Genomic DNA, 23,162 nt, shown 5'->3' with positions numbered 1-23,162 from the left:
GTGTTATAAAGTTATAAATAAGGAATCAATTTAATAAAATGCATACAATATCACCGGATATTTTGACTTGTCGAGATATTTTGCAGTCAGTACTAATGCATTGGCAGAGAGCATAGGACATCCTAAGCTTAAGCAGGCAGGTGTCGGAGATTCCTGATCCGGAATGCATCCGAAAGAATGCAGGACTATTGCCCTTTGCATCGCATTGCTGTTATCAGTATCCAGACCGTTTAGCCTGTAAGCTTTTCCAAATTTTCCGTTATAGCTGTTCAGAATTTCATACTTTCCCAGTGAAGACTGGTAGGATCCTTCTATATTGCTGAATTTCAAAACATCTGAATTCTTAATAACCGAACCTGAACCATGTGAAACAATTGCTTTCTGCAATATTTTATTGTTTTTCAGATCATAAACAAAGTAACGGTACTTTCCAGAATGAATCCTAAAATTGATAAAAACAGCAATATCCTGGTTATAGCTCTTCTCTTTCACAAAATTTTTAATTTCCAGGACCTTTGCTGCCGGAAGACTACCGGAAGCATTACTTTTCTGAGACTCAGCTTTGGAGCAGGAAATCATAAAAAGGAACAGGAAAATAAATTTTTTCATTGAGGTAAGATGATTTTTATTCGATGATCATTCCATCTTTCATAACTAGTTTACGGTCTGTGATCTCGGCAAGGTTTGGGTTGTGGGTTACAATAACAAAAGTCTGGTTGTATTTATCTCTAAGATCAAAAAATAACCTGTGAAGATCATCCGCATTTTTTGAGTCTAAGTTTCCTGTAGGCTCATCTGCAAAAATAATCTTGGGAGAATTGATCAGCGCTCTTGCTACGGCTACCCTTTGTGCTTCTCCACCCGATAATTGGTTGGGCTTATGATGCAGTCTCTGTTCTATTTTAAGGTCTTCAAATAAGGCATATGCTTTATCTAAGGCCTCCTTTTCATTGGCACCTCCAATTTTTGTCGGAAGCAAAACATTTTCTAAAGCAGTAAATTCCGGAAGAAGCTGATGGAACTGAAAGACAAAACCGATATTCTGGTTTCTGAATTTGGAAAGCTGCTTATCATTCATATTAATGAAAGACTCTCCTGCAATGCTGATTTCGGTGTTGTATTTATTGGAATTGCTGGGATGATCCAGCGTTCCCAAGATCTGAAGCAACGTAGACTTCCCTGCCCCGGATTCGCCTACAATAGAAACCACTTCACCTGTTTTAATGTGAATATCAACTCCTTTCAGTACTTCTAAATTTCCATAAAATTTATGGACATTACTCGCTTTAATCATGATTCAAAAATAGTGATTTACCTGCAAATAAAAAACCGCTTTTCAGCGGTTTTTTATTTTATTGTTTTGTGAAAATTAATTATTTTCTCCTAGCCTTATCTTGATTTTATTTTCAATAAAGAGTTGCTTTACATTTTTGTAAATATTAATCCTCTTTTCGTAGGTATATGTACTGTAAGATCTGTGTTCTTCGGACAGCCGCCCCAAACTCCGCAGATTCCTGTATAGCTCCATGTAAAGTGTGTTGAATCTACCATACTTAGATCTACTCCGCCGGCTCCTGACCCGCAGTTTGCTCCTGAATAGTAAAAAAATGCCGTTTTTCTAACTTTACTATATCTTTGAGATAAAATTTTATATACTTTAAGATTAGGTGAAAAATAATCTTCAATAACATTTCCTGCTGAATCTAAAATGACATGCTGCATGATAAGTACATCTTCAAAATATTCTCTCTTATCTTCCCTAAAGCCTTCTTCTGAAAGCATCTTAGAAACTTTTCGTATTCTAAGAAGAATTGTCATATTATCAAAACCAGCCTTCCAATCTCCGACAAAAGGTTTATAATCATTATCAATATCTTTCAAATAATCACCAGCTTTTATACTGTCTTTTGGAGTTGTATCTAATGGAAGTATTCTTTTTTGAGCAGAATAAAAAATACTGGTCACTAATAATATTAATAGAAATATTTGAGAATATAAATTTTTCATATCTTATTATTTGAAAAATTTATTTTATTGCTTAGTAAAAATTAAGTCCTTTGTTTCAGGAAGATAAATATTTATATCTGTTCCCGGAGGACATCTGCTGTCATCAAGTATAATATCATTGGGCCTATATTCCCATGAAATTTGCGTAGAATTTATTTTCTTTAGTTCTATACTTCCCCAACCAACCTTACAATTTGTACCTCCGTAATTAAACCATACAATATTTTTGCTAGGATATGTTCCGTGACTATATATTGTATGTCGAAGTTGATTAGGTTCAAAAATCATATTTTGTGTATTTTGAAGGATATTTCCAGCTGAATTTTTAACAATGTATCTAACTGATAGTACATCTTGATAAATGTTTAATGACTTAAAAAATTTCATTGTTTCATTGCTAATAAATAATAAAATTTCGTTTCCTTGAAAATTAGCTTTATATTCCCCTGTATAGGATGTTAATTCATTATTTAAATCTTTTAAATAAGAACCTTGTGGTATTTCTTCAAAATCGGTATTAAGAGGATAAGTTTGTTGTGCTTTGCAAGAAAAAATGCAAAAAAATACAAACGTAAATGTCAATTTTATAATTATTTTATTCATAATATTGTTTTTAGGGACAAGGAACAGCTGTTGTAGTTCCATCATTATTTTTAGTGACTGTTTTTATGGTTCCATCATTTTCTATTCTTTGCAAATTTATTTTTCCATCTAATCCCATATCTTTAAGGCTTTTCAAAAAAAAATTTTCAATCGCTTCATTACTCATATTACCACTAGCTGGCTTGTGCATTCCATATCTAGTTTGATATTTGTCTGTATATTCGTCTAATTGCTCTTGTGAAAAATTTGTCAACGCATCCAGATAAGTTCCGTTAAACAAGATTACATAATGCATGCCATTAGGTGCAACCATTCCTAAAAATGCATTACTTGGAGTTCCATAATTCCCTTGTGCTCTTGCAAAGCCTAAAAGCTGATCTATATCCGGAACAGAAAGCATAGGTATTCCTGCAAGAGTATGATTGTGATAACCTCCGGCATACCCTGTCTTATCACCAAAATTCACACTGTGGGCACCTCCTATAATTTTTGCAGATGGAGTTCCGTCTGCCTGAAATTTATATCCAATTTCTCCGTAATTAGGATCTGATGGAGGCAACCCTGATTGATTTTTCATACCATCTATTGCAGGTTTAGATGTGACATTATTCACAATACTTTTTGTTTTCTCACAAGGATTATCATTAAAGGCTATTGCTTCATCATAACTCAGCTTACAGTCATTGTTAGTATCACCCGGTATATTACAGTTTTCACAGTCCAGATTTTGTACACAATCAGCTGAGGTAAAATCATATTTGGGAGGGCCTCCACCACCTACAGGGGAAGTACTGCTTCCGCCTGCCGGATGTCCGCCTGAAGATCCATCCCCACCTATCGGTGTTCCACCGCCACCACTTCCTGTTCCGCCACATATGCCGTTTATTTTAAATAATTTTGGAGGCGTACCTCCCTGTAGGTTATGCCAAAACTCGCATTGATATGCATTTCCTGTTTCAAAACTGTGCTGCCCTGAACTACAGGTTTCATACACTACTTCCTCACATAAATCATCACTTTTGCCCGCTATGCTGGATTTCTTTGAAGTGGGAGAAGCTGGAAGTTCTTTCCCATCGTCTCCTATCTTCACTTCCTTCAGAAGGTTTCCGTTGAGGTCCGTTATATAAAAAAGCCTTTGATCTTCCGGATTGGGATAGGTCAATAGAACAGCCATGGAGTTTCCGTTTCCAGATATAGACAGGAGCGACCTTTTGTAGCTTCCAAATGTTCTTACAGGCACATGAAAAACTTCTTTCCCATTATTGGAATTCAAGTGGGCTTTTTCCAAGTCCAGTCTTTCTACCAGCTCTTCTGCTGTGAGGGCAGAGGCTACATTTTTGGAGCTGTTGCTTTTCAGACCTGTGACAAATAAACTTCCCATAAAGACTTCTTTGGATATGCCATACCGCAAATTTCCGGCTTCACCGTTTTTGGGGTTCAGCTCCTCTTCTGTCCGGCAGGAGTACAGCGAAATGCTGAAGGCTATCAATAGAAATAGCCGGAGAACTAAATTTTTTCTCATGGATTGTTTGTGTTTTTAAGTTGTTAAATATAATAAAAATTTATACTCCCAAAGATGTGAGAAAAAAATAAAATAGCAATGCCCTATTTCTGATGCATCATTATGTTCGAAAAAAAATTATATTTGTTCATCAAATTATTTAGCAATGAATGCAACCATCGGGAAGAGAATAGTACAGAGAGGACAAAGGAATCTCCCAGGAAGAACTGGCAGAAAAGCTGCATATTTCACGCTCCACGTACCAAAGGATAGAAAATGGGTAAATCATATCGAAAATATCTGCACTTCTCTGGATGCGACAATGGAAGAGATTCTGAAACCGGAAGAAGGCTATTTACAGGTTAATAACAATAATGAATCGTCTAATGATAATGCAAGCGGTGTAATTCAAAATCAGACAATTAATTATAATACTCCCGAAAAACTTATAGTGCAGTACGAAGAACGTATCAAAGAGCTAAAAGAACAGGTTGAATACTGGAAAAATAAGGCAGAAGGCACCAAATAGTCTTCTACCCTCCCGGAAAAGCAGTTTCGCTCCTCGGAAAACAATTCTGTATAATTAAAATTTAAATACAAAAAAACCTCTCAAAGCGAGAGGTTTTAATATGTACAATCTGAACTGTTACAGTAACAGGGTTAAAGGACTTTCCAGATATGTTTTTAAAGTCTGTAAGAACTGGGCTCCCGTAGCACCGTCTACCACTCTGTGGTCACATGCTAATGAAAGCTTCATGATATTTCCTACCACGATCTGCCCGTCTTTAACGATCGGCTTTTCGATGATCGCTCCTACTGAAAGGATAGCAGAATTCGGCTGGTTGATGATACTTGTAAAGGTCTCGATTCCGAACATACCCAGGTTGGAGATTGAGAATGTAGAACCTTCCATTTCATTGGCTTTAAGGCCTTTACTTTTAGCTCTTGAAGCCATATCTTTTACTGCTGCAGAGATCTGAGTGTAGTTCATCTGATCTGTATTTTTAAGTACAGGAACCACTAATCCGTCAGGAATAGCCACTGCTACCCCCACATTGATATTTCCTCTGTGGATGATCTTATCCCCTGCCCAGCTTGAATTCACCTGAGGGTGCTTTCTTAAAGCAACAGCAGTTGCCTTAATGATCATATCATTGAAAGAGATTTTCGTATCCGGTAAAGAATTGATTTCTTTTCTGGCCTCAATTGCTTTATCCATATTGATCTCCACCATCAGATAATAGTGAGGCGCTGAGAATTTACTTTCAGCAAGACGTTTTGCAATAATATTTCTTACCTGAGAGTTTGGAGTCTCCGTATCTTCACCCTGAACAAAGCTTAGTGCAACCTGAGCCGCTGCAGGAGCAGAAGCCGCCGGTTGAGCCTGTGCCTGGGAAGGCTGATAGTTTTCAATATCTTTTTTAACAATTCTTCCGTTTTCTCCTGAACCGTGAACATTGTTGATGTCAACACCTTTATCCTGAGCCATTTTCTTAGCTAACGGGGAAATTGCTACCCTGTCTGAAGATGAAGAACTTGCTGCCGGACCCTCTTTTTCTTCTGCTTTTGCTTCAGTTTTCTGTTCAGCCGGTTTTTCAGAGGCCTGAGCCGCTGCTTTTGGAGCACCTACAGCAGAAACATCTGTTCCTTCCGGACCGATGATCGCCAATACTGAATCTACCGGAGCAGCACCACCTTCTTCTACGCCCTGCTTCAATAATACCCCGTTGAATTCAGATTCAAAATCCTGAACCGCTTTATCTGTTTCGATCTCAGCAAGAAGATCTCCTTCTTTTACGGTATCGCCTACATTTTTATGCCATTTTGCCACTTTACCTTCCGTCATCGTATCGGAAAGTCTTGGCATTGTAATAATTTCTACACCTGCAGGAACTTCCGCAGTAGTCTGCTCAACACTTGTAGCCTTATTTTCTGTTTTGGATTCTTCTTCAGATTTCTTCTCTTCAGAAGCACCTGCAGCAGGAGCAGCAGCTCCGCCAGTCAGTCCTGAAATATCCTCACCTTCATTCCCAATAATCGCTAAAACAGAATCTACAGCAGCAGCAGCGCCTTCTTCCACCCCAATATATAAAAGAGTTCCTTCTATTTCAGATTCGAAATCCTGAACAGCTTTATCTGTTTCAATTTCGGCTAAAATATCTCCTTCTTTTACTTTATCTCCTACTTTTTTATGCCATTTCGCCACCTTACCTTCCGTCATAGTATCAGAAAGGCGGGGCATCGTAATTACTTCTGCCATAATTTATTGTATTATTTTTTTAATATGGTGATTAATAATAGAAATCAATGCTTTTCGCATCATCTATCATTGGATCAGCAAATTATTTTAGTTTTCTAATTTATCTAAGAATGGATAGTTTTCCTGAGCATAAACATATTCATACACCTTATCCGGATCCGGATATGGAGAATTTTCCATGAATTCGATACATTCGTCTACAAAATCTCTTGATTTATTGTCGATCGTTTCTAATTCTGCTTCAGTAGCCCAACCGTTTTCCAAAATTCTGTGCTTTACCAGTTCCATAGGGTCATCATTCTTGTGAATCGCTACTTCTTCTTTGCTTCTGTAAGGCTCGGCATCAGACATAGAGTGTCCTCTGTAACGGTAAGTTCTGGCTTCAATGAAAGTAGGTCCGTCTCCTCTTCTTGCTCTTTCAATAGCTTCGTAAGCTGCTTCAGCCACTTTCTCAGGATCCATTGCATCTACGGCAAGGCAAGGCATTTCGTATCCTAAACCTAATTTGTAGATATCTTCATGGTTGGCTGTTCTTTTTACAGAAGTTCCCATCGCATATTGGTTGTTTTCTACAACAAATACTACAGGAAGCTTCCAGTTCATCGCCATATTGAATGTTTCGTGAAGCGATCCCTGTCTTGCAGCCCCGTCTCCGAAGAAACAGATATTTACAGCTTTTCTGTCAAAATATTTATCTGCAAAAGCAATTCCAGCTCCCAAAGGAATCTGTCCGCCGACAATACCATGTCCGCCATAAAAACGGTGCTCTTTGCTGAAAATGTGCATAGAACCGCCCATACCTCCGGACGTTCCGGTAGCTTTACCGCAAAGCTCAGCCATGATTCTCTTCGGATCTACTCCCATCGCCATTGGATGGATGTGGCATCTGTAAGCAGTAATCATACTGTCTTTCGTTAAGTCCATTGCATGCGTGAAGCCGGCAGGGATAGCCTCCTGACCGTTATACAAATGTAAAAAACCTCTGATCTTTTGTTTTAGATAAAGAGAACGGCATTTGTCTTCAAACCTTCTCCACATAGTCATATCTTCATACCACTTCAGGTATACCTCTTTAGAAAATTCTTTCATGTGCTAGCTCTTGCTTTTTTATGATGAATATTTGAGCAAAATTATAAAAAAAACTTTGTTTTTATCGTATACATACTAATTGTTTTTTTGCTTATAGTGTTATATTTGAATTTTAAACTTGAACATGGAAGAAAAACAGCCTTCAACAGTACATAAAATTTCAAAAATCATCTCAGATTTTTTCAATCCGCTAATTTCTTTATTTATTTTTTTCGTTTATATGAGTATAAAGGAATATTCACTCGAAGATTCTCTTCTTTATTTTGTTCCTATATTATTAATGATTATTGCACCGGTTGTAATCTGGCTGGTTTGGAATGTAAAAACCGGAAGATATACGAATATGGACGTTTCGAACCGTATTCAAAGGAAAACACTCTATATTTTTATTGCGGCCTGCGTGGTCACTTATCTTATTTTCAATTATGTAAGAAACGGGTATATTGATCTCGTCATGCTGTTTGTCCTGATCCTTGTTTTTACTATGCAGATCAGTAACTTCTTTATTAAAAGCTCGATGCATACAGCATTTAATGTATTTGTTGCTGCCTTATTTTTCACATTGGACTGGAAAGCAGGACTGGTATGGCTGGGAATTGCTGCTTTAGTGGGAATTACAAGAATCATTTTAAAAAGACATACAATAAAGGAAGTATTTATGGGTGCCGGAATAGCATTTGTGGTATCTTTTATTTATCTTTATTGCAATATACAATTTCAACATTAAGAACTTTCTATGAAAATAAATCATCTTACCGGTGCTGAGGAAAATTTTATGAAGCTGTTTTGGAAGCTTGAATCTTTTTATCTTAAAGACATCATGGAGCAGCATCCTGAACCAAAGCCGCACCAGAACACTGTTTCTACTTACCTTAAAATATTGGTGGAAAAAGGTTATATCACCACTCAAAAGGAAGGAAGAATCTTCAAATACACCGTAGTTGTCCCTATGGAAGAATACCGTAAATTCTTGCTGAAAGAGCTTGCTCATAATTTTTTCAATGATTCAGGAAAGGAAATGCTGGAGTTTTTGTTCAATGAAAAATTAATATCACAGGATGATCTGAAGAATTATTTTGATCTAAAAATTGAGATTATTCCTACAAGAATTGAGGAACCGAAATTTAAATATGCAGATGAGATCTTAAATCCTAAAAAAGTTAAAAAGAGTAAAACAAAAGATAAGGATAAAGACAAGAAGAAAAAGAAGAAAAAAGACTAAGCAAAAAATACACGAATCATGAAAACGAAAATCCGGGAAATAACAGGGAAGGCACAGGATGTTCTGTCGCGCTATCCGATGGTTTTATTAATGGGACTGCTCTCTTCTGTGGGAGCCATCCGTATGCTGGACAGCAAATATGACCGTGAATCGTTATTCATTCATTCGAAATTTACTATTTGCTGCTGTCTCGGTATTTCCCTTATGTTTGCTTTGAAAATCCTTTCCCAAAGGATCGGAAAAAGACTTTTACTGGAAATATTGGGAACGGCTTTCCTGATAGGATTTTTTTTCATTTTACCTGCAAAAGAGAGGGATTTTACCGAAGTTCATGGCTTCATCATCGCTATTACTCTTCTTCTTTCTCACTTACTGGTTTCCTTTGGCGCCTTTCTCGAAAAGAACAGGGAGCTTAATTTCTGGCAGTACAATAAAAATCTTTTTGTTAATATTTTCCTGACCGCTATTTTTACAGGAGTACTTACGGGAGGTGTAGAACTGGCCATCCTGGCAGTTGACAAATTATTTGATTTTAATTTCAGTGATAACCTATATGCCGATACGTTCTATGTCCTGGCCATTTTCGGGAGCAGTTTTATCTTTCTCCTTTTCAATGAAACCGGGCTAAGCTATCTGGAAAAAGACAGTATCTATCCGGTGATCTTAAAGTTTTTCACCCAGTTTGTCCTGATTCCGCTGCTTTTCATTTATCTGGTCATCCTGTATGTTTACTCATTTAAAATAGTTATCAACTGGGAACTTCCGAGAGGCTGGGTTTCTTATCTGGTCCTGGCTTACAGTATTATTGGTATCCTTGCTTTATTGCTTGTCTATCCGCTTAAAGAGGAAAAAGCAAAATCGTGGGTCAAAGTATTTTCAAAACTGTTTTACTACACCATCATTCCGTTACTTGTTTTATTATTTACGGCCATATTTACAAGAATCCTGGAATACGGCTACACAGAACCCAGATACTTCGTCTTGCTATTGGCACTATGGCTGCTGAGTGTAGTTTCTTATTTTGTTTTAAATAAAAAGGCAAGCATAAAATTTATTCCCATCAGCTTATTTGCGTTTGGAGCTTTTTCGTTGATCTTTCCTTATTTAAATGCATTCAGTGTAGCCAAAAGAAGCCAGAAAAACCAATTGATCACTCTTCTGGATAAAAATAAACTTCTGGTTAATAACAAAATAGATTTTCAGAAGAAAGTATCTGACACTCTCGTTAATGAAATTGCTGATAAATTTGAGTTCCTGACTGAAAGAAAGCAAAAAGATTTTTTACTGAATCTGACTGCCGGCAAAACGCACGATCTTTTAGCAGGAGACTTTGAGAACGTTCGTTCTTCTCTGATCAGCAGTACTCTTAGAAATGCTTTTATACATGTCAATAAAACTTCGGATGGATCAGAATATGAAAGGCTTGTTTTAGACTCGGAATCAAAAGTAATCAACATTCAGGGTTATCAGTATTTAATTAATTTTGACAGCTATAATCAGCAATCGAAAGATATTAATGGAGATACATTTTTGATAGACAGCCAGACCGGAGTTAATAATGGAAAAACGATAAAGGTGATTCTCAATTCAGAAGAGACGGTAGATTTCAGTCCGGTGATAGATAAGCTATTCGAAAACAACGCCAGCCATTCGGGAACCATAAAAATGAAAGAAATCTCTATGGAAAGCGATTTGGGGAAATACCACATCAAAATAGTTTTTCAGAATATCTCAAGAGACAGCTCTCCTTACAACAAACAAAAGACCATATTTTATAATAATGCAGCATTATTGATCAAAGAAAAATAAAACTCATAAAGTGGCTTTTTAGCCGCTTTATTTATTTAGTGTTCTATAATTCAGATTAAATTAATATGGTTCTCAATAGAAAACAGATAAAAATAAGTATCCCTTCCTGCAATTACATCAGGAAGGGATAAATAATCCATAAAAAAAGCGGCTAAAAAGCCGCCTTATATTTTTTTACCAACGGTTTCCGCCGCCGTTACCACGGTTATTTCCACCGCCGTATCCGCCGCCGCCATTACCACGGTTGTTTCCACCGCCGTATCCGCCGCTTCTGTTGTTGTCAAAGCTTCTTCTTGGTTTTTCTTCTCTTGGTTTAGCTTCTGATACGTTTAACTCTTTTCCGTTAAATTCTTTCTGGTTAAGAGCCTCGATAGCTTGCTTTCCTTCTTCATCACCCATTTCTACAAAACCGAAACCTCTTGAACGGCCAGTTTCTCTGTCTGTAACAATTTTAGCTGATGATACATCACCAAATTCTGCAAATAGATCGTGCAACTCATACTCTTTAGTTGCGTAATTGATGTTTGAAACAAAAATGTTCATTTTAAATAAAAATTAAAAATTAATAAAAATTTGGTATATAAAAGAAAAACAACATAAATTAATGAACAAATATTGATTCCAAATATAAACGTATGCAAGATACAATTAAAAATTTTAAATCAAAGTTTTTTTTAAAGTATTTGTCACGTTTCAAGGAGTCAAAAGCTGTTTTTTATTGATTAATAATAAATAAGTATTGTTTTATAATAAAATTATATTGAAATTTACCAAAAGTTAAAGTTAGTTAACATAATAAAAACGATTCTGTAAACGTGCAAAAAACATCCTTTTTAAAGATAAATACAGCCTTATGCCTATTATAATAAACCTTGATGTGATGATGGCTAAGAGAAAAATGTCACTGAATGAGCTTTCAGAAAAAATAAATCTTACGTTATCCAATCTATCCAATCTAAAAACCGGAAAAGCAAAAGCGATCCGCTTCAGTACGCTTGATGCCATCTGCAAAACTCTGGACTGCCAGCCCGGTGATATTTTAGAATTCAAAGAGTGACCTGAATTTATAATCAGGAATAATGCCATTAATAGTTAACCTTTATTGACAACATCTTTATGAAACATACTACAAATTATACCAACACCTTTATTGAAGTTGCCGATGATTGTCCTGTTTCCCAGGCCGAGACACCGCCTGAAAAGAAAATAAAGACACTGGCAGAGCTTCAGTATGAGCAGATCATGAAAAATCCTTACCGCTACACTTCGGATGATATCATATTCGAATGTTATGCTCTGAAAAATGATATTCCGGAAAGCGAAAAACAGCAGGCAAGGATACAGTTCTTCTCCAAAGGACAGCCCTGCCTCAGATCCTCTCCCCTATCCAAACGTTATGGGTTCGGAACCCATCACAATGACGAAGGTAAAGTAGCAATATTCCCCGTTGAGAGTAAAGAATATCAAAAATTTTTAAATGATCCTACCGTGAAAAAAGTAAAAGCGATGCGTTCCAAGAAAATATGATTGAGAAAATGAATCATTTCCTTAAGATCAGTAAATACTGTTTCTTTGATAAAACCAGTTTTTAACACTAAATTTGTGAAGTAAATTATTAAAACATGAACTATCATACCAGAAAATGGGTAAAACCCGAAGACCTGAATCCCAATCATTCTCTTTTCGGAGGGAGACTTTTACAGTGGATCGATGAAGAGGCGGCGCTTTACGCAATTATTCAGCTGGAAAATACAAAAGTGGTTACAAAATTTATTTCGGAAATTAATTTTGTGAGCTCTGCAAAACAGGGAGATATTATAGAAATCGGGATTGAAGCTACGCACTTCGGATCTTCATCCGTCACCTTAAAATGTGATGTAAGAAACAAAATGACCCACCAGACCATTATTACCGTTGATAAAATTGTCATGGTGAACCTGGACAACGAAGGAAACCCGGCTCCTCACGGAAAAACACAGATTGAATTTGTAAAAGACAGACTGAGCAAGCCATGAAAATTTTTGTGAAGAATATGGTCTGCAACCGCTGTATTTCTGCAGTGGAAAAAATATTCAGCGATGCTGATATAGCAGTAAGCTCTGTTACATTAGGAGAAGTTGAAACCGGAACCCACATTTCAGCTGAGAAAATGAAGGCTATAGAAAAGAGTCTGCTGGATACAGGTTTTGAAAGAATCAAGGATTCCGCTCACCAGCTTGTCGATAAGATCAAAAACATCATCATCATCAAGATCAGTGAGCTGGATATTGATGAAAACTTTCTTCTCTCTGAGTTTTTAAGCTCAAAAATCCCAAAAGATTACAGTTCTCTTTCCAAAACCTTTTCGCAGAACGAAAACATTACCCTAGAACAGTTCTTTATTCTTCACAAAATCGAAAAAGTAAAAGAACTGCTTCTTTATAATGAATTCACCCTTACTGAAATCGCTGGCAAGCTCGGCTACAAAAGTGTTCAGCACCTTTCTTCCCAATTCAGGAATATCACCGGATTTACGCCTACCGAATTTAAGAAACTGAAGGATCATCAAAGGAAAACATTGGATAGTTTCTGAGTTTGAGTGTGAGAGAGTTCTAGAGTAAAGGTGTTTTAAAATACTCAATAATTACGGTGTTAAGCTCCCCCACTCGAAGACACTCAAACCCTCCGATTCACCCACCCACACCGCAGGCAAAATTCTATAACTATTATCCTTAAATTTATAACAGCCTTACCAATTCATTTTGGAAATTTGTAGTATAAATTCAAGGATCATGAACAGACAATATAATATACTCGGAATGACGTGCTCCGGCTGTCAGAAAAAAATTTCTGAAAAGCTCAACGCTATTGAGGGAGTTAGCGCCGATGTAAATCTGGAGAATAATACAGCAACCATCACTTCCGATAAAGAAATTGAACTATCGGTTTTAAATAACGCTTTAGGAGATAAATACAGACTGGAAGACCCTAAGAAACCCGAAACTACATTTGTAAAACCTCAGGACAGGGTTTCTCCGTCTTCAGTTTATTATTGTCCAATGGAATGCGAGGGTGACAAAGTATACTTTAAACAAGGTGAAAGATGCCCGGTTTGTAATATGTATCTGGTGCCCATCGAGGAAAAACAAGCTAAAGATCCAAATCATAAACCCACCTACTCTTCTTCAAATCTACCAGCCAATTTTAAAGACGGCATGGGAAAATACTATTGCCCAATGTTCTGTGAAGGGGATAAAGTATATGACGAAAAAGGTGACTGTCCGGTTTGCCATATGCATCTGGAAGAAATCACAGAAGATCTTGCGAAAAATGCAGCCTCACAAGGCCATCAGCATGCTCATTCCCACCATCACGATCACAGCCATCATCATGAAGCTCCCAAAGTGACAGATGATATGGCTGGAAAGTATTACTGTCCGATGTACTGTGAAGGGGATAAAACTTATGATTCTAACGTAGGTTGTCCTGTCTGTGGAATGGATCTGGTAAAATATCCGGAAAAGAAAACTGCAAAATACACCTGTCCCATGCATCCGGAGATCATTCGTGACGAGCCTGGAGACTGCCCGATATGCGGAATGGATCTGGTAAGAATGCCAGACAGCGGAGAAGATGAAGAGGATGAAACCTACAATATCCTGAAAAGGAAATTCATGATTTCTCTTGCCTTCACTATTCCGGTTTTTATTCTTTCCATGGGTGGAATGTTCATCAATTTTCCTTTTTCCCATACAGTACAGGGATTCATAGAACTTGCCTTGACGCTTCCTGTGATGTTTTATTCAGGATGGTTCCTGCTGAAAAGAGGCTGGGTTTCGTTTAAAACCTGGAATTTAAATATGTTCAGCCTGATTGCTTTAGGGGTTGCAGCAGCCTTTATTTTTAGCATTGCTGCATTGTTCTTTCCTGATATCATTCCTCATGAAATCAGAGGTCATAATCATGAAATTCCATTGTATTTTGAAGCGGTCTGCGTTATTCTAACCTTGGTAATTTTAGGACAGCTGATGGAAGCCGCTGCTCATAAAAAAACAGGAAATGCCATCAAGGAGTTGATGAACCTTTCTCCTGACGAAGCCAATCTCATCATCAACGGAGAAGAAAAAAGAGTATTGCTTTCCCATGTAAAAATCGGAGATCTTTTAAAGGTAAAACCGGGTGAAAAAATCCCTGTGGACGGCAAGATCACAGAAGGAAGCTCTTTGGTCGATGAAAGCATGATCACCGGAGAACCTGTACCCGTAGAGAAAAATATCGATGATAAAGTTTCTTCGGGAACCATCAATGGAAACAAAGTATTCATCATGAAAGCTGAAAAAGTAGGTGATGAAACCCTTCTTTCGCAGATCATTAAAATGGTGAATGAAGCCAGCCGAAGCAGAGCCCCGATACAGAAACTGACCGACAAGGTTTCTAAAGTTTTTGTTCCTGTTGTGATTTTGATTGCTGTTCTTACCTTTGTTTTATGGCAGTTTTTCGGGCCGGAAGGGAAAAGAAGCCTATTTGCTTTTGTCAATGCGGTTGCAGTTCTCATTGTTGCCTGTCCCTGTGCGCTTGGTCTGGCAACTCCGATGTCCCTGATGGTTGGAATCGGGAAAGGAGCTAAAAGCGGAATACTCATCAAAAATGCAGAGGCACTGGAACAGATGCATAAAGTTAATGTTCTGATTACAGACAAAACAGGGACTTTAACAGAAGGAAAACCGTCTGTAGAACATATTGAAACTACAGGAAACGAAAATAAAAATGAGATCCTGAAACTTGCTTTTTCCCTAAACCAAAACTCAGAACATCCCTTATCCAATGCCGTGATCAAAAGAGCAAAAGAAGAAAATTTAACGGCTGAAAAGGTAGAGCATTTTGAAAATATTTCAGGAAAAGGAGTTCAGGGGAATATCAATGGAAAAACAGTTTATTTAGGAAATGAAAGCCTTCTGACCTCCAGCAGCCTCTCTATCCCCCAGGAATTAAAACAAAAAGCTGTAGAAGTGCAGTCAAAGGCACATACCATCTCTTATATTGCTCAGGAAAAAACGGTATTAGGTTTTATCAGCTTTACCGATAAAATTAAAGAAACTTCCAAAAAAGCTGTTCAGCGTCTGATGAATGAAGGAATTGACGTGATCATGATGACCGGAGATAATGAACATACGGCTAAAGCGGTTGCTGGAGAATTGGGAATCAAACATTATAAAGCAGGCTGCCTTCCGGAAGACAAGCTGAATGAAGTAAAAAAACTTCAGCAGCAGGGTAAAATTGTAGCCATGACCGGAGACGGGATTAATGACTCCCCTGCTCTGGCGCAGTCTGATATAGGAATCGCCATGGGAACAGGGACCGATGTTGCCATGGAAAGTGCTGAAATCACTCTTTTGAAAGGCGATATTTTAGGCGTAGCAAAAGCTAAATTATTAAGCGAAAAACTTCTTAGGAATATTAAAGAAAATCTGTTTTTTGCATTTATTTATAATGTGCTGGGAATTCCGGTAGCGGCAGGATTATTGTATCCTTTCTTTGGAATACTGCTGTCCCCTATGATTGCAGCCGCCGCCATGAGCGTCAGTTCACTCTCTGTTATCCTGAACTCACTACGGCTGAACTCTGTAGATCTGGATGCAGATATAAAATAAAGTTATGAAAAAAGGAAGTCTTTACATTGGATGTTCGGGATTTTATAATAACGACTGGAAAGGGTCGCTATACCCTGAGAATGCTCAAAGTAAAGACTTTCTTACCTTATATTCCCAGGTTTTCAATACAGTGGAGATCAATTCCACTTTTTACAGAAAACCAACCGCAAAAACCCTTTTAAAATGGCACGATGAAACTCCTGAAGAGTTTAAGTTCTTCATCAAAATTCCTAAAGCCATTTCCCATGAAAAGCGGTTGAAAGATTCTAAAGAAGATATTTCTGAATTCTGCACCCATATCCAGGCTCATTTAAAAGAAAAGCTTTCCGGATTTCTGTATCAGTTTCCGCCTTCTTTTAAAAAATCGCAGGAAAACATCGATCTGATCCTGACCAGTCTTGATTTTAATTATTTAAATGTTATAGAATTCCGTCACAATTCCTGGTGGACTGAGGAAATTTTCAGTGTTTTAAAAGAAAATAATATTGTTTTTTCCGACGTCAACTTTCCCGGCGATCTTCCGGAAGAAATTATTGACAATCATCCTGAAGTTTTGTACTACAGGCTTCACGGAAAACCGGTCCTCTACAAATCGGAGTACAGCTTGGATTTTCTTGATGATCTTGCTGAAAAAATCAGCCATTCAGAAAAAAAAGCATTTGTATTTTTCAATAATACATGGGGCACTGCTGCAATTAAAAATGCACTATATCTGAAGAAAGTTTTAGAATAAGCCTCGCACACAAAATCTTTCGGTCATCTTTCGTGCTTATTCTAGCCAAAAAACAAATTCATCTGTTTACTTTAAAATAATTCCCCAATAAAGGAGGAATGTTTTAATTTCAACAAGAATAGAAAAAAGCTATTGTTTTTACAATTATAAATGTTAAATTTCAAGAATAAGAAAATAGAATTGAAAAAGCATTTCGTTCTACAAAATATCGTTTAAAATAAAGTTATTAAAATAAAATTAAAAAGCAGTGTTTTATCAAATACTGGCATATAATTTGTTAACATTTCAGCAATATTTTTAACAATTTTTAACGATTTAAATCTCCATTATCTTTATGAAAAAAAATTTTGGGGAAAAGTCAAAAAACATGGCTTTTCTGGGAATGACTGCATTGGTGAGTGCAGCTTCAATTGTATTCAACGGCTGTAACAGCAAAACTGATGTGAAAGAGTTTGAAAAAACTGTCTCACTGGAACCTCCCACCGTACAAACGGTCCCCAAAATAGATGATGAGAGCGTAGAATCTGATAAAAGAATTATCTACCTTACTTTTGATGACGGCCCCAACCAGGGAACGGAAAATCTCCTTAAAATATTAAACAAAAGGAATGTATGTGCAACTGCTTTTCTGGTAGGAAAACATGCCTACGGAAGCAAAAGACAAAAGGATGATATGGAGCTTTTAAGAAGCAATCCGCTGATTGAGCTTGCCAATCACAGCTTTAGCCACGCCCATAATAAATATACTGATTTTTACAAGAATCCTGAGGCTGTAGTCCATGATTTTGATATTGCTAAAGACAGCCTTAAGCTTTACGATAAGATAGCAAGAACTCCGGGAAGAAATATCTGGAGGCTGAGCAATATTAATGTTACTGATATTAAAAGCTCCACCGATGCCGCAAACGGCCTTAAAAAAGCAGGCTATAAAGTAATTGGCTGGGATCTGGAATGGAGACCTTCTCAAAAGATGACTTTAAAGGGAAGCCATGAAGCCATGATTAAGAAGGTGGACAGCATCTTTCTTAATGATCTGGAAAAAACATCAAGACATCTGGTTTTTCTTACACATGACCAATACCTCAGAGATGCAGATTCCATCAATGAACTGGATATGTTTATTGAAAAGCTTCAGAAAAGCAATAAATTTGTCTTCAGAAAGATTTCTCAGTATCCGCAGATCAATGACATTCTTAATTAATGTAATATTCTATCAATGTAACAATTACATTGATGGTAACCACCAACTAGCAACTAGAAACAACAATTTTACAGATTCATTAGTTTTTTGCTTTTAAAATTCAGAAATTTGCATTCATGGATATTAAAGAAAATTATACAGCAATACAAAATCAGCTTCCATCGGGAGTTCAGCTTGTAGCAGTTTCAAAAACGCATCCGGTTGAAGCCATTCAGGAAGTCTATAACCTGGGGCAAAAAGTCTTTGGCGAAAATAAGGTTCAGGAGCTTATGGAGAAATACCCTCTCCTTCCAAAAGATATCCAATGGCACCTTATCGGACATCTGCAGACCAATAAAGTAAAGTATATTGCTTCTTTCATTGATACCATCCAAAGTGTGGATTCTGAAAAGCTTCTTATAGAGATCAGTAAGGAAGCCGGAAAAAACAACAGAACCATTAAAGTACTGCTTCAGGTTAAAATTGCAGCAGAGGAAACTAAATTCGGACTTAAGATTGCTGAAGCAAAAACATTATTCCAAGAGTATATTGACGGAAAATTTCCCAATGTTGAAATAACCGGCCTGATGGGAATGGCCACATTTACAGCTGATAAAGAACAGGTGAAAAGAGAATTTTTAATTTTAAAAAGGCTTTTTGATGAATTAAATCAATTAAAAACCCTCGAAACTTTATCTATGGGAATGAGTGACGATTTCCCGGCTGCCATTGAATGTGGTGCCAATTCCGTAAGGGTTGGATCCGCCATTTTCGGCAGAAGAGATTACTCAAAATAGTATATTTAGGTATAGTTTTTGCTAATAATTGAATCAAAAAATCTAAATTTGCAACTATGCAAAAAATCCTTATTGTAGAAGACGAAAAAGCAATCTCGGGAGTATTACACAGTATCCTTTCTGATGAACTTACCGATTACGAATTTGTTATCGCTGAAGATGGCCTTGAAGGCTACAAACAGATAGAAAAAGAAGATTTCGCATTGGTGATCTCTGATATCAAGATGCCTAAACTTTCAGGAACAGAACTTTTAAAGCAAAGTATGATCTTAAAACCTGAAAGCACATTCATCATGATCTCTGGCCACGCGGATATTGATTCTGCTGTTTCCTGTCTGAAGGAAGGTGCATACGACTTTATTTCTAAGCCTATCGACATCAACAGACTGATCACAAGTGTAAAAAATGCTTTAGCCAAAGAAAGTCTGAAAAAGGAAAATAAAAATCTTCAAACTGAAAATAAGACCTTAAAGAAAAAGGTTAACAAAAAATACCAGATGATCGGCGATTCTCCTGCTTTGAAGAAGATTCAGGATATGATCGAAAAGGTAGCTGCTTCTGATGCCCGGGTTTTGATTACAGGGCCAAATGGTGCTGGAAAAGAACTCGTAGCCCATGCTATCCACAATCAAAGTGAGCGCGCAAGAGGCCCGATGATCGAAGTAAACTGTGCCGCTATCCCTTCTGAGCTTATTGAATCTGAACTTTTCGGACATGTGAAAGGTTCTTTTACAGGCGCTATTAAAGACAAGCAGGGAAAATTCGAGCAGGCAACTGGCGGTACTATCTTCTTGGATGAGATCGGAGATATGAGCCTTATTGCTCAGGCCAAGGTTTTGAGGGCATTGCAGGAAAGCAAAGTTTCTCCTGTAGGAAGTGATAAGGAAATAAAAGTTGATGTAAGGGTAATTGCAGCAACCAATAAGAACATGCAGAAGGAAATTGAGGAAGGGAAATTCAGGGAAGACCTTTACCACAGGCTTTCTGTAATTGAAATTTATGTTCCGCCGTTGGATGACAGAAAAGAGGATATCAAATTATTGGTAGATCATTTCTCTGGATTAATTGCCGATGAGCACGGTACTGCCGTGAAAAAGTTTGATGATAAGGCGATTGAGGCGCTTAAAGTTCTTTCATGGACTGGAAATATCAGGGAATTGAGAAATGTTGTGGAAAGATTAATTATTCTTGGTGGAAATACTGTTTCCGAGGAGGATGTTGCAAGTTTTGTAAGGAAATAATTTAATTGAACATTAAATATATGATAACAATTTGCAGTAGCCTTACTGCAAATTTTTTTTTGCCCTACTTTTAAATATTAAACTATATGAATCATAAACTATTATGAACTTTTTAAACAAAAACTATACGAAAGAATGCCTTACCCTGGCTCTTCCTGTCATGCTTACGCAGGTTGGGCAGGTCTCGGTGAATCTGTTCGACAATATCATTGTCGGGAAACTTTTAGGTGCTGATGCACTGGCTTCCGTTTCATTGGGGAATGCTGTATTTTTCTCGGTGTTCGTGCTGGCACTAGGATTTTCATTTGCTATTCCTCCTCTGGTTTCTGAAGCACACTCTAAGGAGGATCACGGAACTATTAATTCCGTATTTAGTCACGGATTTGTGATCAATATGTCTGTGGGGATTATTTTAATGGCTATTCTGCTTTTAGGGATGCCGCTACTCTATCATTCCGGGCAGCCGGAGAAGATCATTCCGAATACGGTAGATTTCCTGGGTATTATGGCTATCAGCATGATCCCGTTTATGGCTTTTCAGACGCTTCGTGAAGTTTCTGAAGGATTATCCTATACCATAGGCGTTACCAAGGCTACGATCATTGCCAATATCATCAATATTGCCCTGAACTATGTTTTCATCAAAGGACTTTGGATCTTCCCTGAAATGGGGGTAAAAGGTTCCGCTTTAGCAACATTAATCTCCAGAATATTTATGGTGGTATTCCTGTATGTGGTATTGGTTAAAGAGAAAAAAACAAGACGTTATATCAAAGACTTCTCTTTAAAAATACAGGTTTTCTCCAGAAATATGTTTGATAAAATGGTGAAACTGGGGCTGCCTACCGCTTTACAGATGTTCTTTGAAGTTACGGCTTTCGCAGGTGCTGCATTTATTTGTGGTCTAATTTCGGCTCACGATATTGCTTCTCACCAGATCGCCCTAAGTATGGCTTCATTTACCTTCAACCTTTGTGTAGGATTCAGTGTGGCTTCAACGGTCATGATCGGAAGAAAATTGGGTGAGCAGAACTTTGTTGAATTAAGAAAGGTCGGGATCAACAACCTGAAAATAGCCTTTATTTTCATGTGTATCTGCGGAATGATCTTCATTTTGGGAAGAAATATTTTACCGACTTTCTTTACCAAAAAAGAGGAAGTTGAAGTGATTACTCTAGCATCGAAATTGATGATCATTGCTGCTTTATTTCAGCTTTCGGACGGCGTTCAGGTAACGGCTTTGGGGATGCTCAGAGGACTTCAGGATGTAAAGATCCCATCGATCTATACTTTTATCGCTTATTGGGTGATTACCATTCCTTTAGGGTATTTCTTATGTGTCACTTTAAAAATGGGGGCATTCGGAATGTGGATCGCTCTAGGACTGGGCCTCACAGTTTCTGCAGTTTTCCTGGTGAAGCGGTTTTTAAACATGTCTGCGAAGAGAATTAAGCAGAATTCTTAATTAGATAATAATTAACTAAAAAAACTGCGCGAAGTCTTCGACTTCGCGCAGTTTTTTTATCCAAGAATAAGAAAATATTGGAAAAATCATCAATATTAATTAACCTACAATCACATCACCTACGAAATTATATTTGATAAATATTGAATATTTTAAAATAAAATTTTATTACGGATAATAAATTCTTATTTTAGTATTCAAAACTAAACCAAAAAACATCACAATATGAACATGAAAATTTCAACACACTTGAGCTGCTTTACAAATAATTTCAATATCCTTTTCCAGCATTAAAAAATCCCCAACCTGGTTATTTTTTTCAATGAAGTACAATCGGTAATCAAAACGAGGTAACCAGACAGTATGCATTACAATATCTTAGGGTAATCCAGCATGAACATCTGAAAGAAGCCTGTCTTGAAGATTTACTTCTACAATGAACACCAGAAAAAATTTGTGGAGCATAACAACTTAGAAGATAATCACATATTGAGTATAAATACAATTTTTTTTCATTTTAAACTAAAACCATATATTATGAATCAATTTAATGTGCCCAAGCCAGTATACCCTTGGGAAACCCTCTCAAGCCCTTTCGCTGGAACTTTCTATGAAGAAGAAACCAGTTGGTATGACCAGGATTATCAATTCTTATCAAAAGAGGCAATGACCCGGTACAGAAAAATGCGATTAGTTGATGTAGGCCCCTTTATGGTACCTGCAGCTACCGAAAAGGACAGAATTCTCCATGCAACGCGTTTTGCTATTTATATGACAGTGACTGATGATTATGTTGAACTTTTGCCCGTAAAGGAAATTGCAACAATCAGAGACCGTATTTTTGAGGTGATGATGGGAGATGATCCAAAACCGGGGGAAATAGGCATGTTCCGTCAAATGCAAACAAATAGAAAGGAATGGATTGCGCTTGGGATGCCAGACTTCTGGCTTGAGCGGATCGCTAAGAATTATAAATACCGTTTCGTTACTGATGGAATTATGGAAGAATCACCATATAAAATCAGTAAAGATATTCCTCCTATTCCTCTTTTTCATTTAATCCGTGCAAATTCCATAGGAATGATTCCATTTGTTGATTTGATTTGCCCTTCAACTGGTTTTGCTTTACCTGATTACATTTATAATCATACTGTTATACAGCGTATTATTATGCTACAGTCAATCATTGTTGCTCTTCAGAACGATTTTGCAACTATTGGCAAAGAGCTCGCCATAGAATCAGAGATTTTCAATATCATCAAATTATTACAGCATCACAATAAAATTTCTTTTGATGAAGCCTGCAAAGAAGGAATGAGGATTCATGATGAGCTTGTAAATGAATTTGTAACATTATCAAATCATCTACCGGATTTCAGTCCATATCAAAAGGAGACAGAGGAATTTATTTATTACATAAAACAAATGATCAGTGGGTTAAATAATTGGTACTATAAAAGCGGAACGGAACGATATGAACCTGGTGGATTTGCTGTGCCACCCAATGGAAAAGGTGAGACAATGGACAGAGTAGAAATTAAATATTTCTAGGACTGATAGTTAATATTTTACAAATTTAATCTTAACCAGAAGAATATAATTCAAAAGATCATATGCTATGTAGC

23 protein-coding genes are annotated in these 23,162 nt (G+C 37.1%); 15 read left to right on the top strand and 8 right to left on the bottom strand.

Features of this window, described 5'->3' with window-relative positions:
• Positions 1 to 30: 30 nt before the first annotated feature.
• From ACTJIV_RS12860 to ACTJIV_RS12840, 5 genes are all read right to left on the bottom strand, one after another.
• Positions 31 to 609, bottom strand: a complete 579-nt coding sequence (locus tag ACTJIV_RS12860; protein WP_440627924.1) for a murein L,D-transpeptidase catalytic domain-containing protein — start codon at positions 607 to 609, stop codon at positions 31 to 33.
• 16 nt (positions 610 to 625) lie between these two features.
• Entirely contained in the window at positions 626 to 1,294 is a 669-nt protein-coding gene (locus tag ACTJIV_RS12855; protein ID WP_111953124.1) for an ABC transporter ATP-binding protein, read from the bottom strand.
• 128 nt (positions 1,295 to 1,422) lie between these two features.
• Complete coding sequence (locus tag ACTJIV_RS12850; RefSeq protein WP_440627922.1) at positions 1,423 to 2,007, bottom strand: DUF6705 family protein; 585 nt, start codon at positions 2,005 to 2,007, stop codon at positions 1,423 to 1,425.
• 24 nt (positions 2,008 to 2,031) lie between these two features.
• Positions 2,032 to 2,610, bottom strand: coding sequence for a DUF6705 family protein (locus tag ACTJIV_RS12845; RefSeq protein WP_440627920.1), 579 nt, complete (start codon positions 2,608 to 2,610; stop codon positions 2,032 to 2,034).
• A gap of 10 nt (positions 2,611 to 2,620) precedes the next feature.
• Positions 2,621 to 4,132 carry a hypothetical protein gene (locus ACTJIV_RS12840; protein WP_440627918.1) on the bottom strand — a complete coding sequence of 504 codons (1,512 nt, stop codon included), beginning with the start codon at positions 4,130 to 4,132 and terminating at the stop codon, positions 2,621 to 2,623.
• Between the two features lie 145 nt (positions 4,133 to 4,277).
• Between ACTJIV_RS12840 and ACTJIV_RS12835 the strand changes: the two genes are divergently transcribed.
• Positions 4,278 to 4,640 carry a hypothetical protein gene (locus ACTJIV_RS12835; protein WP_440627916.1) on the top strand — a complete coding sequence of 121 codons (363 nt, stop codon included), beginning with the start codon at positions 4,278 to 4,280 and terminating at the stop codon, positions 4,638 to 4,640.
• A 117-nt stretch (positions 4,641 to 4,757) separates the two neighbouring features.
• Here the strand turns inward: ACTJIV_RS12835 and ACTJIV_RS12830 are convergent, their stop codons facing one another.
• Together ACTJIV_RS12830 and pdhA are read right to left on the bottom strand one after the other, a co-directional pair.
• The gene (locus ACTJIV_RS12830) at positions 4,758 to 6,371 is read right to left on the bottom strand and encodes a 2-oxo acid dehydrogenase subunit E2 (protein WP_440627914.1); all 1,614 of its coding nucleotides are present in this window, start codon (positions 6,369 to 6,371) and stop codon (positions 4,758 to 4,760) included.
• A gap of 87 nt (positions 6,372 to 6,458) precedes the next feature.
• Positions 6,459 to 7,460, bottom strand: a complete 1,002-nt coding sequence (gene pdhA / locus ACTJIV_RS12825; protein ID WP_111953105.1) for a pyruvate dehydrogenase (acetyl-transferring) E1 component subunit alpha — start codon at positions 7,458 to 7,460, stop codon at positions 6,459 to 6,461.
• 124 nt (positions 7,461 to 7,584) lie between these two features.
• Between pdhA and ACTJIV_RS12820 the strand changes: the two genes are divergently transcribed.
• From ACTJIV_RS12820 to ACTJIV_RS12810, 3 genes are read left to right on the top strand one after another with little or no spacing between them, the layout of a single operon-like run.
• Positions 7,585 to 8,187, top strand: a complete 603-nt coding sequence (locus ACTJIV_RS12820) for a phosphatase PAP2 family protein (RefSeq protein ID WP_111953103.1) — start codon at positions 7,585 to 7,587, stop codon at positions 8,185 to 8,187.
• A gap of 9 nt (positions 8,188 to 8,196) precedes the next feature.
• The gene (locus ACTJIV_RS12815) at positions 8,197 to 8,682 is read left to right on the top strand and encodes a BlaI/MecI/CopY family transcriptional regulator (protein ID WP_440627913.1); all 486 of its coding nucleotides are present in this window, start codon (positions 8,197 to 8,199) and stop codon (positions 8,680 to 8,682) included.
• Between the two features lie 18 nt (positions 8,683 to 8,700).
• Positions 8,701 to 10,491 (top strand): DUF4153 domain-containing protein, encoded by a 1,791-nt coding sequence (locus ACTJIV_RS12810; protein ID WP_440627911.1) that lies wholly within the window; start codon positions 8,701 to 8,703, stop codon positions 10,489 to 10,491.
• Positions 10,492 to 10,665: 174 nt separating this feature from the next.
• On the opposite strand, the gene ACTJIV_RS12805 is transcribed toward ACTJIV_RS12810, so the two are convergent.
• On the bottom strand, positions 10,666 to 11,034 hold the full coding sequence (locus tag ACTJIV_RS12805) for an RNA recognition motif domain-containing protein (RefSeq protein WP_111953097.1): 369 nt from the start codon (positions 11,032 to 11,034) through the stop codon (positions 10,666 to 10,668).
• Between the two features lie 310 nt (positions 11,035 to 11,344).
• On the opposite strand from ACTJIV_RS12805, the gene ACTJIV_RS12800 reads away from it, so the two are divergent.
• From ACTJIV_RS12800 to ACTJIV_RS12750, 11 genes are all read left to right on the top strand, one after another.
• Positions 11,345 to 11,548, top strand: coding sequence for a helix-turn-helix domain-containing protein (locus ACTJIV_RS12800; protein WP_111953095.1), 204 nt, complete (start codon positions 11,345 to 11,347; stop codon positions 11,546 to 11,548).
• A gap of 59 nt (positions 11,549 to 11,607) precedes the next feature.
• The gene (locus ACTJIV_RS12795) at positions 11,608 to 12,018 is read left to right on the top strand and encodes a DUF6157 family protein (RefSeq protein ID WP_440627910.1); all 411 of its coding nucleotides are present in this window, start codon (positions 11,608 to 11,610) and stop codon (positions 12,016 to 12,018) included.
• Positions 12,019 to 12,113: 95 nt separating this feature from the next.
• The gene (locus ACTJIV_RS12790; protein WP_111953091.1) at positions 12,114 to 12,506 is read left to right on the top strand and encodes an acyl-CoA thioesterase; all 393 of its coding nucleotides are present in this window, start codon (positions 12,114 to 12,116) and stop codon (positions 12,504 to 12,506) included.
• The gene (locus ACTJIV_RS12785; protein ID WP_440627909.1) at positions 12,503 to 13,063 is read left to right on the top strand and encodes a helix-turn-helix domain-containing protein; all 561 of its coding nucleotides are present in this window, start codon (positions 12,503 to 12,505) and stop codon (positions 13,061 to 13,063) included. The genes ACTJIV_RS12790 and ACTJIV_RS12785 overlap by 4 nt, the downstream gene beginning before the upstream one ends.
• A 199-nt stretch (positions 13,064 to 13,262) precedes the next feature.
• Positions 13,263 to 16,121, top strand: a complete 2,859-nt coding sequence (locus tag ACTJIV_RS12780) for a heavy metal translocating P-type ATPase (RefSeq protein WP_440627908.1) — start codon at positions 13,263 to 13,265, stop codon at positions 16,119 to 16,121.
• Positions 16,122 to 16,125: 4 nt separating this feature from the next.
• Positions 16,126 to 16,854 carry a DUF72 domain-containing protein gene (locus ACTJIV_RS12775; protein ID WP_440627907.1) on the top strand — a complete coding sequence of 243 codons (729 nt, stop codon included), beginning with the start codon at positions 16,126 to 16,128 and terminating at the stop codon, positions 16,852 to 16,854.
• Between the two features lie 334 nt (positions 16,855 to 17,188).
• Positions 17,189 to 18,055 carry a polysaccharide deacetylase family protein gene (locus ACTJIV_RS12770; protein ID WP_440627906.1) on the top strand — a complete coding sequence of 289 codons (867 nt, stop codon included), beginning with the start codon at positions 17,189 to 17,191 and terminating at the stop codon, positions 18,053 to 18,055.
• Between the two features lie 116 nt (positions 18,056 to 18,171).
• Positions 18,172 to 18,831, top strand: a complete 660-nt coding sequence (locus ACTJIV_RS12765) for a YggS family pyridoxal phosphate-dependent enzyme (protein WP_440627905.1) — start codon at positions 18,172 to 18,174, stop codon at positions 18,829 to 18,831.
• A 56-nt stretch (positions 18,832 to 18,887) separates the two neighbouring features.
• Positions 18,888 to 20,072 carry a sigma-54-dependent transcriptional regulator gene (locus ACTJIV_RS12760; RefSeq protein WP_111953079.1) on the top strand — a complete coding sequence of 395 codons (1,185 nt, stop codon included), beginning with the start codon at positions 18,888 to 18,890 and terminating at the stop codon, positions 20,070 to 20,072.
• Positions 20,073 to 20,175: 103 nt separating this feature from the next.
• The gene (locus ACTJIV_RS12755) at positions 20,176 to 21,537 is read left to right on the top strand and encodes an MATE family efflux transporter (protein WP_440627904.1); all 1,362 of its coding nucleotides are present in this window, start codon (positions 20,176 to 20,178) and stop codon (positions 21,535 to 21,537) included.
• A 537-nt stretch (positions 21,538 to 22,074) separates the two neighbouring features.
• Complete coding sequence (locus ACTJIV_RS12750; RefSeq protein ID WP_440627903.1) at positions 22,075 to 23,088, top strand: terpene synthase family protein; 1,014 nt, start codon at positions 22,075 to 22,077, stop codon at positions 23,086 to 23,088.
• Positions 23,089 to 23,162 lie beyond the last annotated feature (74 nt).

Source organism: Chryseobacterium sp. 22532 (assembly GCF_052044665.1).
In the GTDB taxonomy this organism is placed as follows: Bacteria; Bacteroidota; Bacteroidia; order Flavobacteriales; family Weeksellaceae; genus Chryseobacterium; species Chryseobacterium lathyri.
Note: the sequence above shows the minus strand (reverse complement) of the source record. Positions and strands in the feature narration are given on the sequence as shown.

Bases quoted from the DNA above. Each gene is read 5' to 3' on its own strand.
- ACTJIV_RS12760 (WP_111953079.1), top strand. From the start codon at position 18,888: ATGCAAAAAATCCTTATTGTAGAAGACGAAAAAGCAATCTCGGGAGTA.
- ACTJIV_RS12810 (WP_440627911.1), top strand. From the start codon at position 8,701: ATGAAAACGAAAATCCGGGAAATAACAGGGAAGGCACAGGATGTTCTG.
- ACTJIV_RS12835 (WP_440627916.1), top strand. From the start codon at position 4,278: ATGAATGCAACCATCGGGAAGAGAATAGTACAGAGAGGACAAAGGAAT.
- ACTJIV_RS12860 (WP_440627924.1), bottom strand. From the start codon at position 609: ATGAAAAAATTTATTTTCCTGTTCCTTTTTATGATTTCCTGCTCCAAA.
- ACTJIV_RS12780 (WP_440627908.1), top strand. From the start codon at position 13,263: ATGAACAGACAATATAATATACTCGGAATGACGTGCTCCGGCTGTCAG.
- ACTJIV_RS12765 (WP_440627905.1), top strand. From the start codon at position 18,172: ATGGATATTAAAGAAAATTATACAGCAATACAAAATCAGCTTCCATCG.
- ACTJIV_RS12800 (WP_111953095.1), top strand. From the start codon at position 11,345: ATGCCTATTATAATAAACCTTGATGTGATGATGGCTAAGAGAAAAATG.
- ACTJIV_RS12775 (WP_440627907.1), top strand. From the start codon at position 16,126: ATGAAAAAAGGAAGTCTTTACATTGGATGTTCGGGATTTTATAATAAC.
- ACTJIV_RS12795 (WP_440627910.1), top strand. From the start codon at position 11,608: ATGAAACATACTACAAATTATACCAACACCTTTATTGAAGTTGCCGAT.
- ACTJIV_RS12845 (WP_440627920.1), bottom strand. From the start codon at position 2,610: ATGAATAAAATAATTATAAAATTGACATTTACGTTTGTATTTTTTTGC.
- ACTJIV_RS12790 (WP_111953091.1), top strand. From the start codon at position 12,114: ATGAACTATCATACCAGAAAATGGGTAAAACCCGAAGACCTGAATCCC.
- pdhA (WP_111953105.1), bottom strand. From the start codon at position 7,460: ATGAAAGAATTTTCTAAAGAGGTATACCTGAAGTGGTATGAAGATATG.
- ACTJIV_RS12840 (WP_440627918.1), bottom strand. From the start codon at position 4,132: ATGAGAAAAAATTTAGTTCTCCGGCTATTTCTATTGATAGCCTTCAGC.
- ACTJIV_RS12815 (WP_440627913.1), top strand. From the start codon at position 8,197: ATGAAAATAAATCATCTTACCGGTGCTGAGGAAAATTTTATGAAGCTG.
- ACTJIV_RS12805 (WP_111953097.1), bottom strand. From the start codon at position 11,034: ATGAACATTTTTGTTTCAAACATCAATTACGCAACTAAAGAGTATGAG.
- ACTJIV_RS12855 (WP_111953124.1), bottom strand. From the start codon at position 1,294: ATGATTAAAGCGAGTAATGTCCATAAATTTTATGGAAATTTAGAAGTA.
- ACTJIV_RS12820 (WP_111953103.1), top strand. From the start codon at position 7,585: ATGGAAGAAAAACAGCCTTCAACAGTACATAAAATTTCAAAAATCATC.
- ACTJIV_RS12785 (WP_440627909.1), top strand. From the start codon at position 12,503: ATGAAAATTTTTGTGAAGAATATGGTCTGCAACCGCTGTATTTCTGCA.
- ACTJIV_RS12755 (WP_440627904.1), top strand. From the start codon at position 20,176: ATGAACTTTTTAAACAAAAACTATACGAAAGAATGCCTTACCCTGGCT.
- ACTJIV_RS12770 (WP_440627906.1), top strand. From the start codon at position 17,189: ATGAAAAAAAATTTTGGGGAAAAGTCAAAAAACATGGCTTTTCTGGGA.
- ACTJIV_RS12830 (WP_440627914.1), bottom strand. From the start codon at position 6,371: ATGGCAGAAGTAATTACGATGCCCCGCCTTTCTGATACTATGACGGAA.
- ACTJIV_RS12850 (WP_440627922.1), bottom strand. From the start codon at position 2,007: ATGAAAAATTTATATTCTCAAATATTTCTATTAATATTATTAGTGACC.
- ACTJIV_RS12750 (WP_440627903.1), top strand. From the start codon at position 22,075: ATGAATCAATTTAATGTGCCCAAGCCAGTATACCCTTGGGAAACCCTC.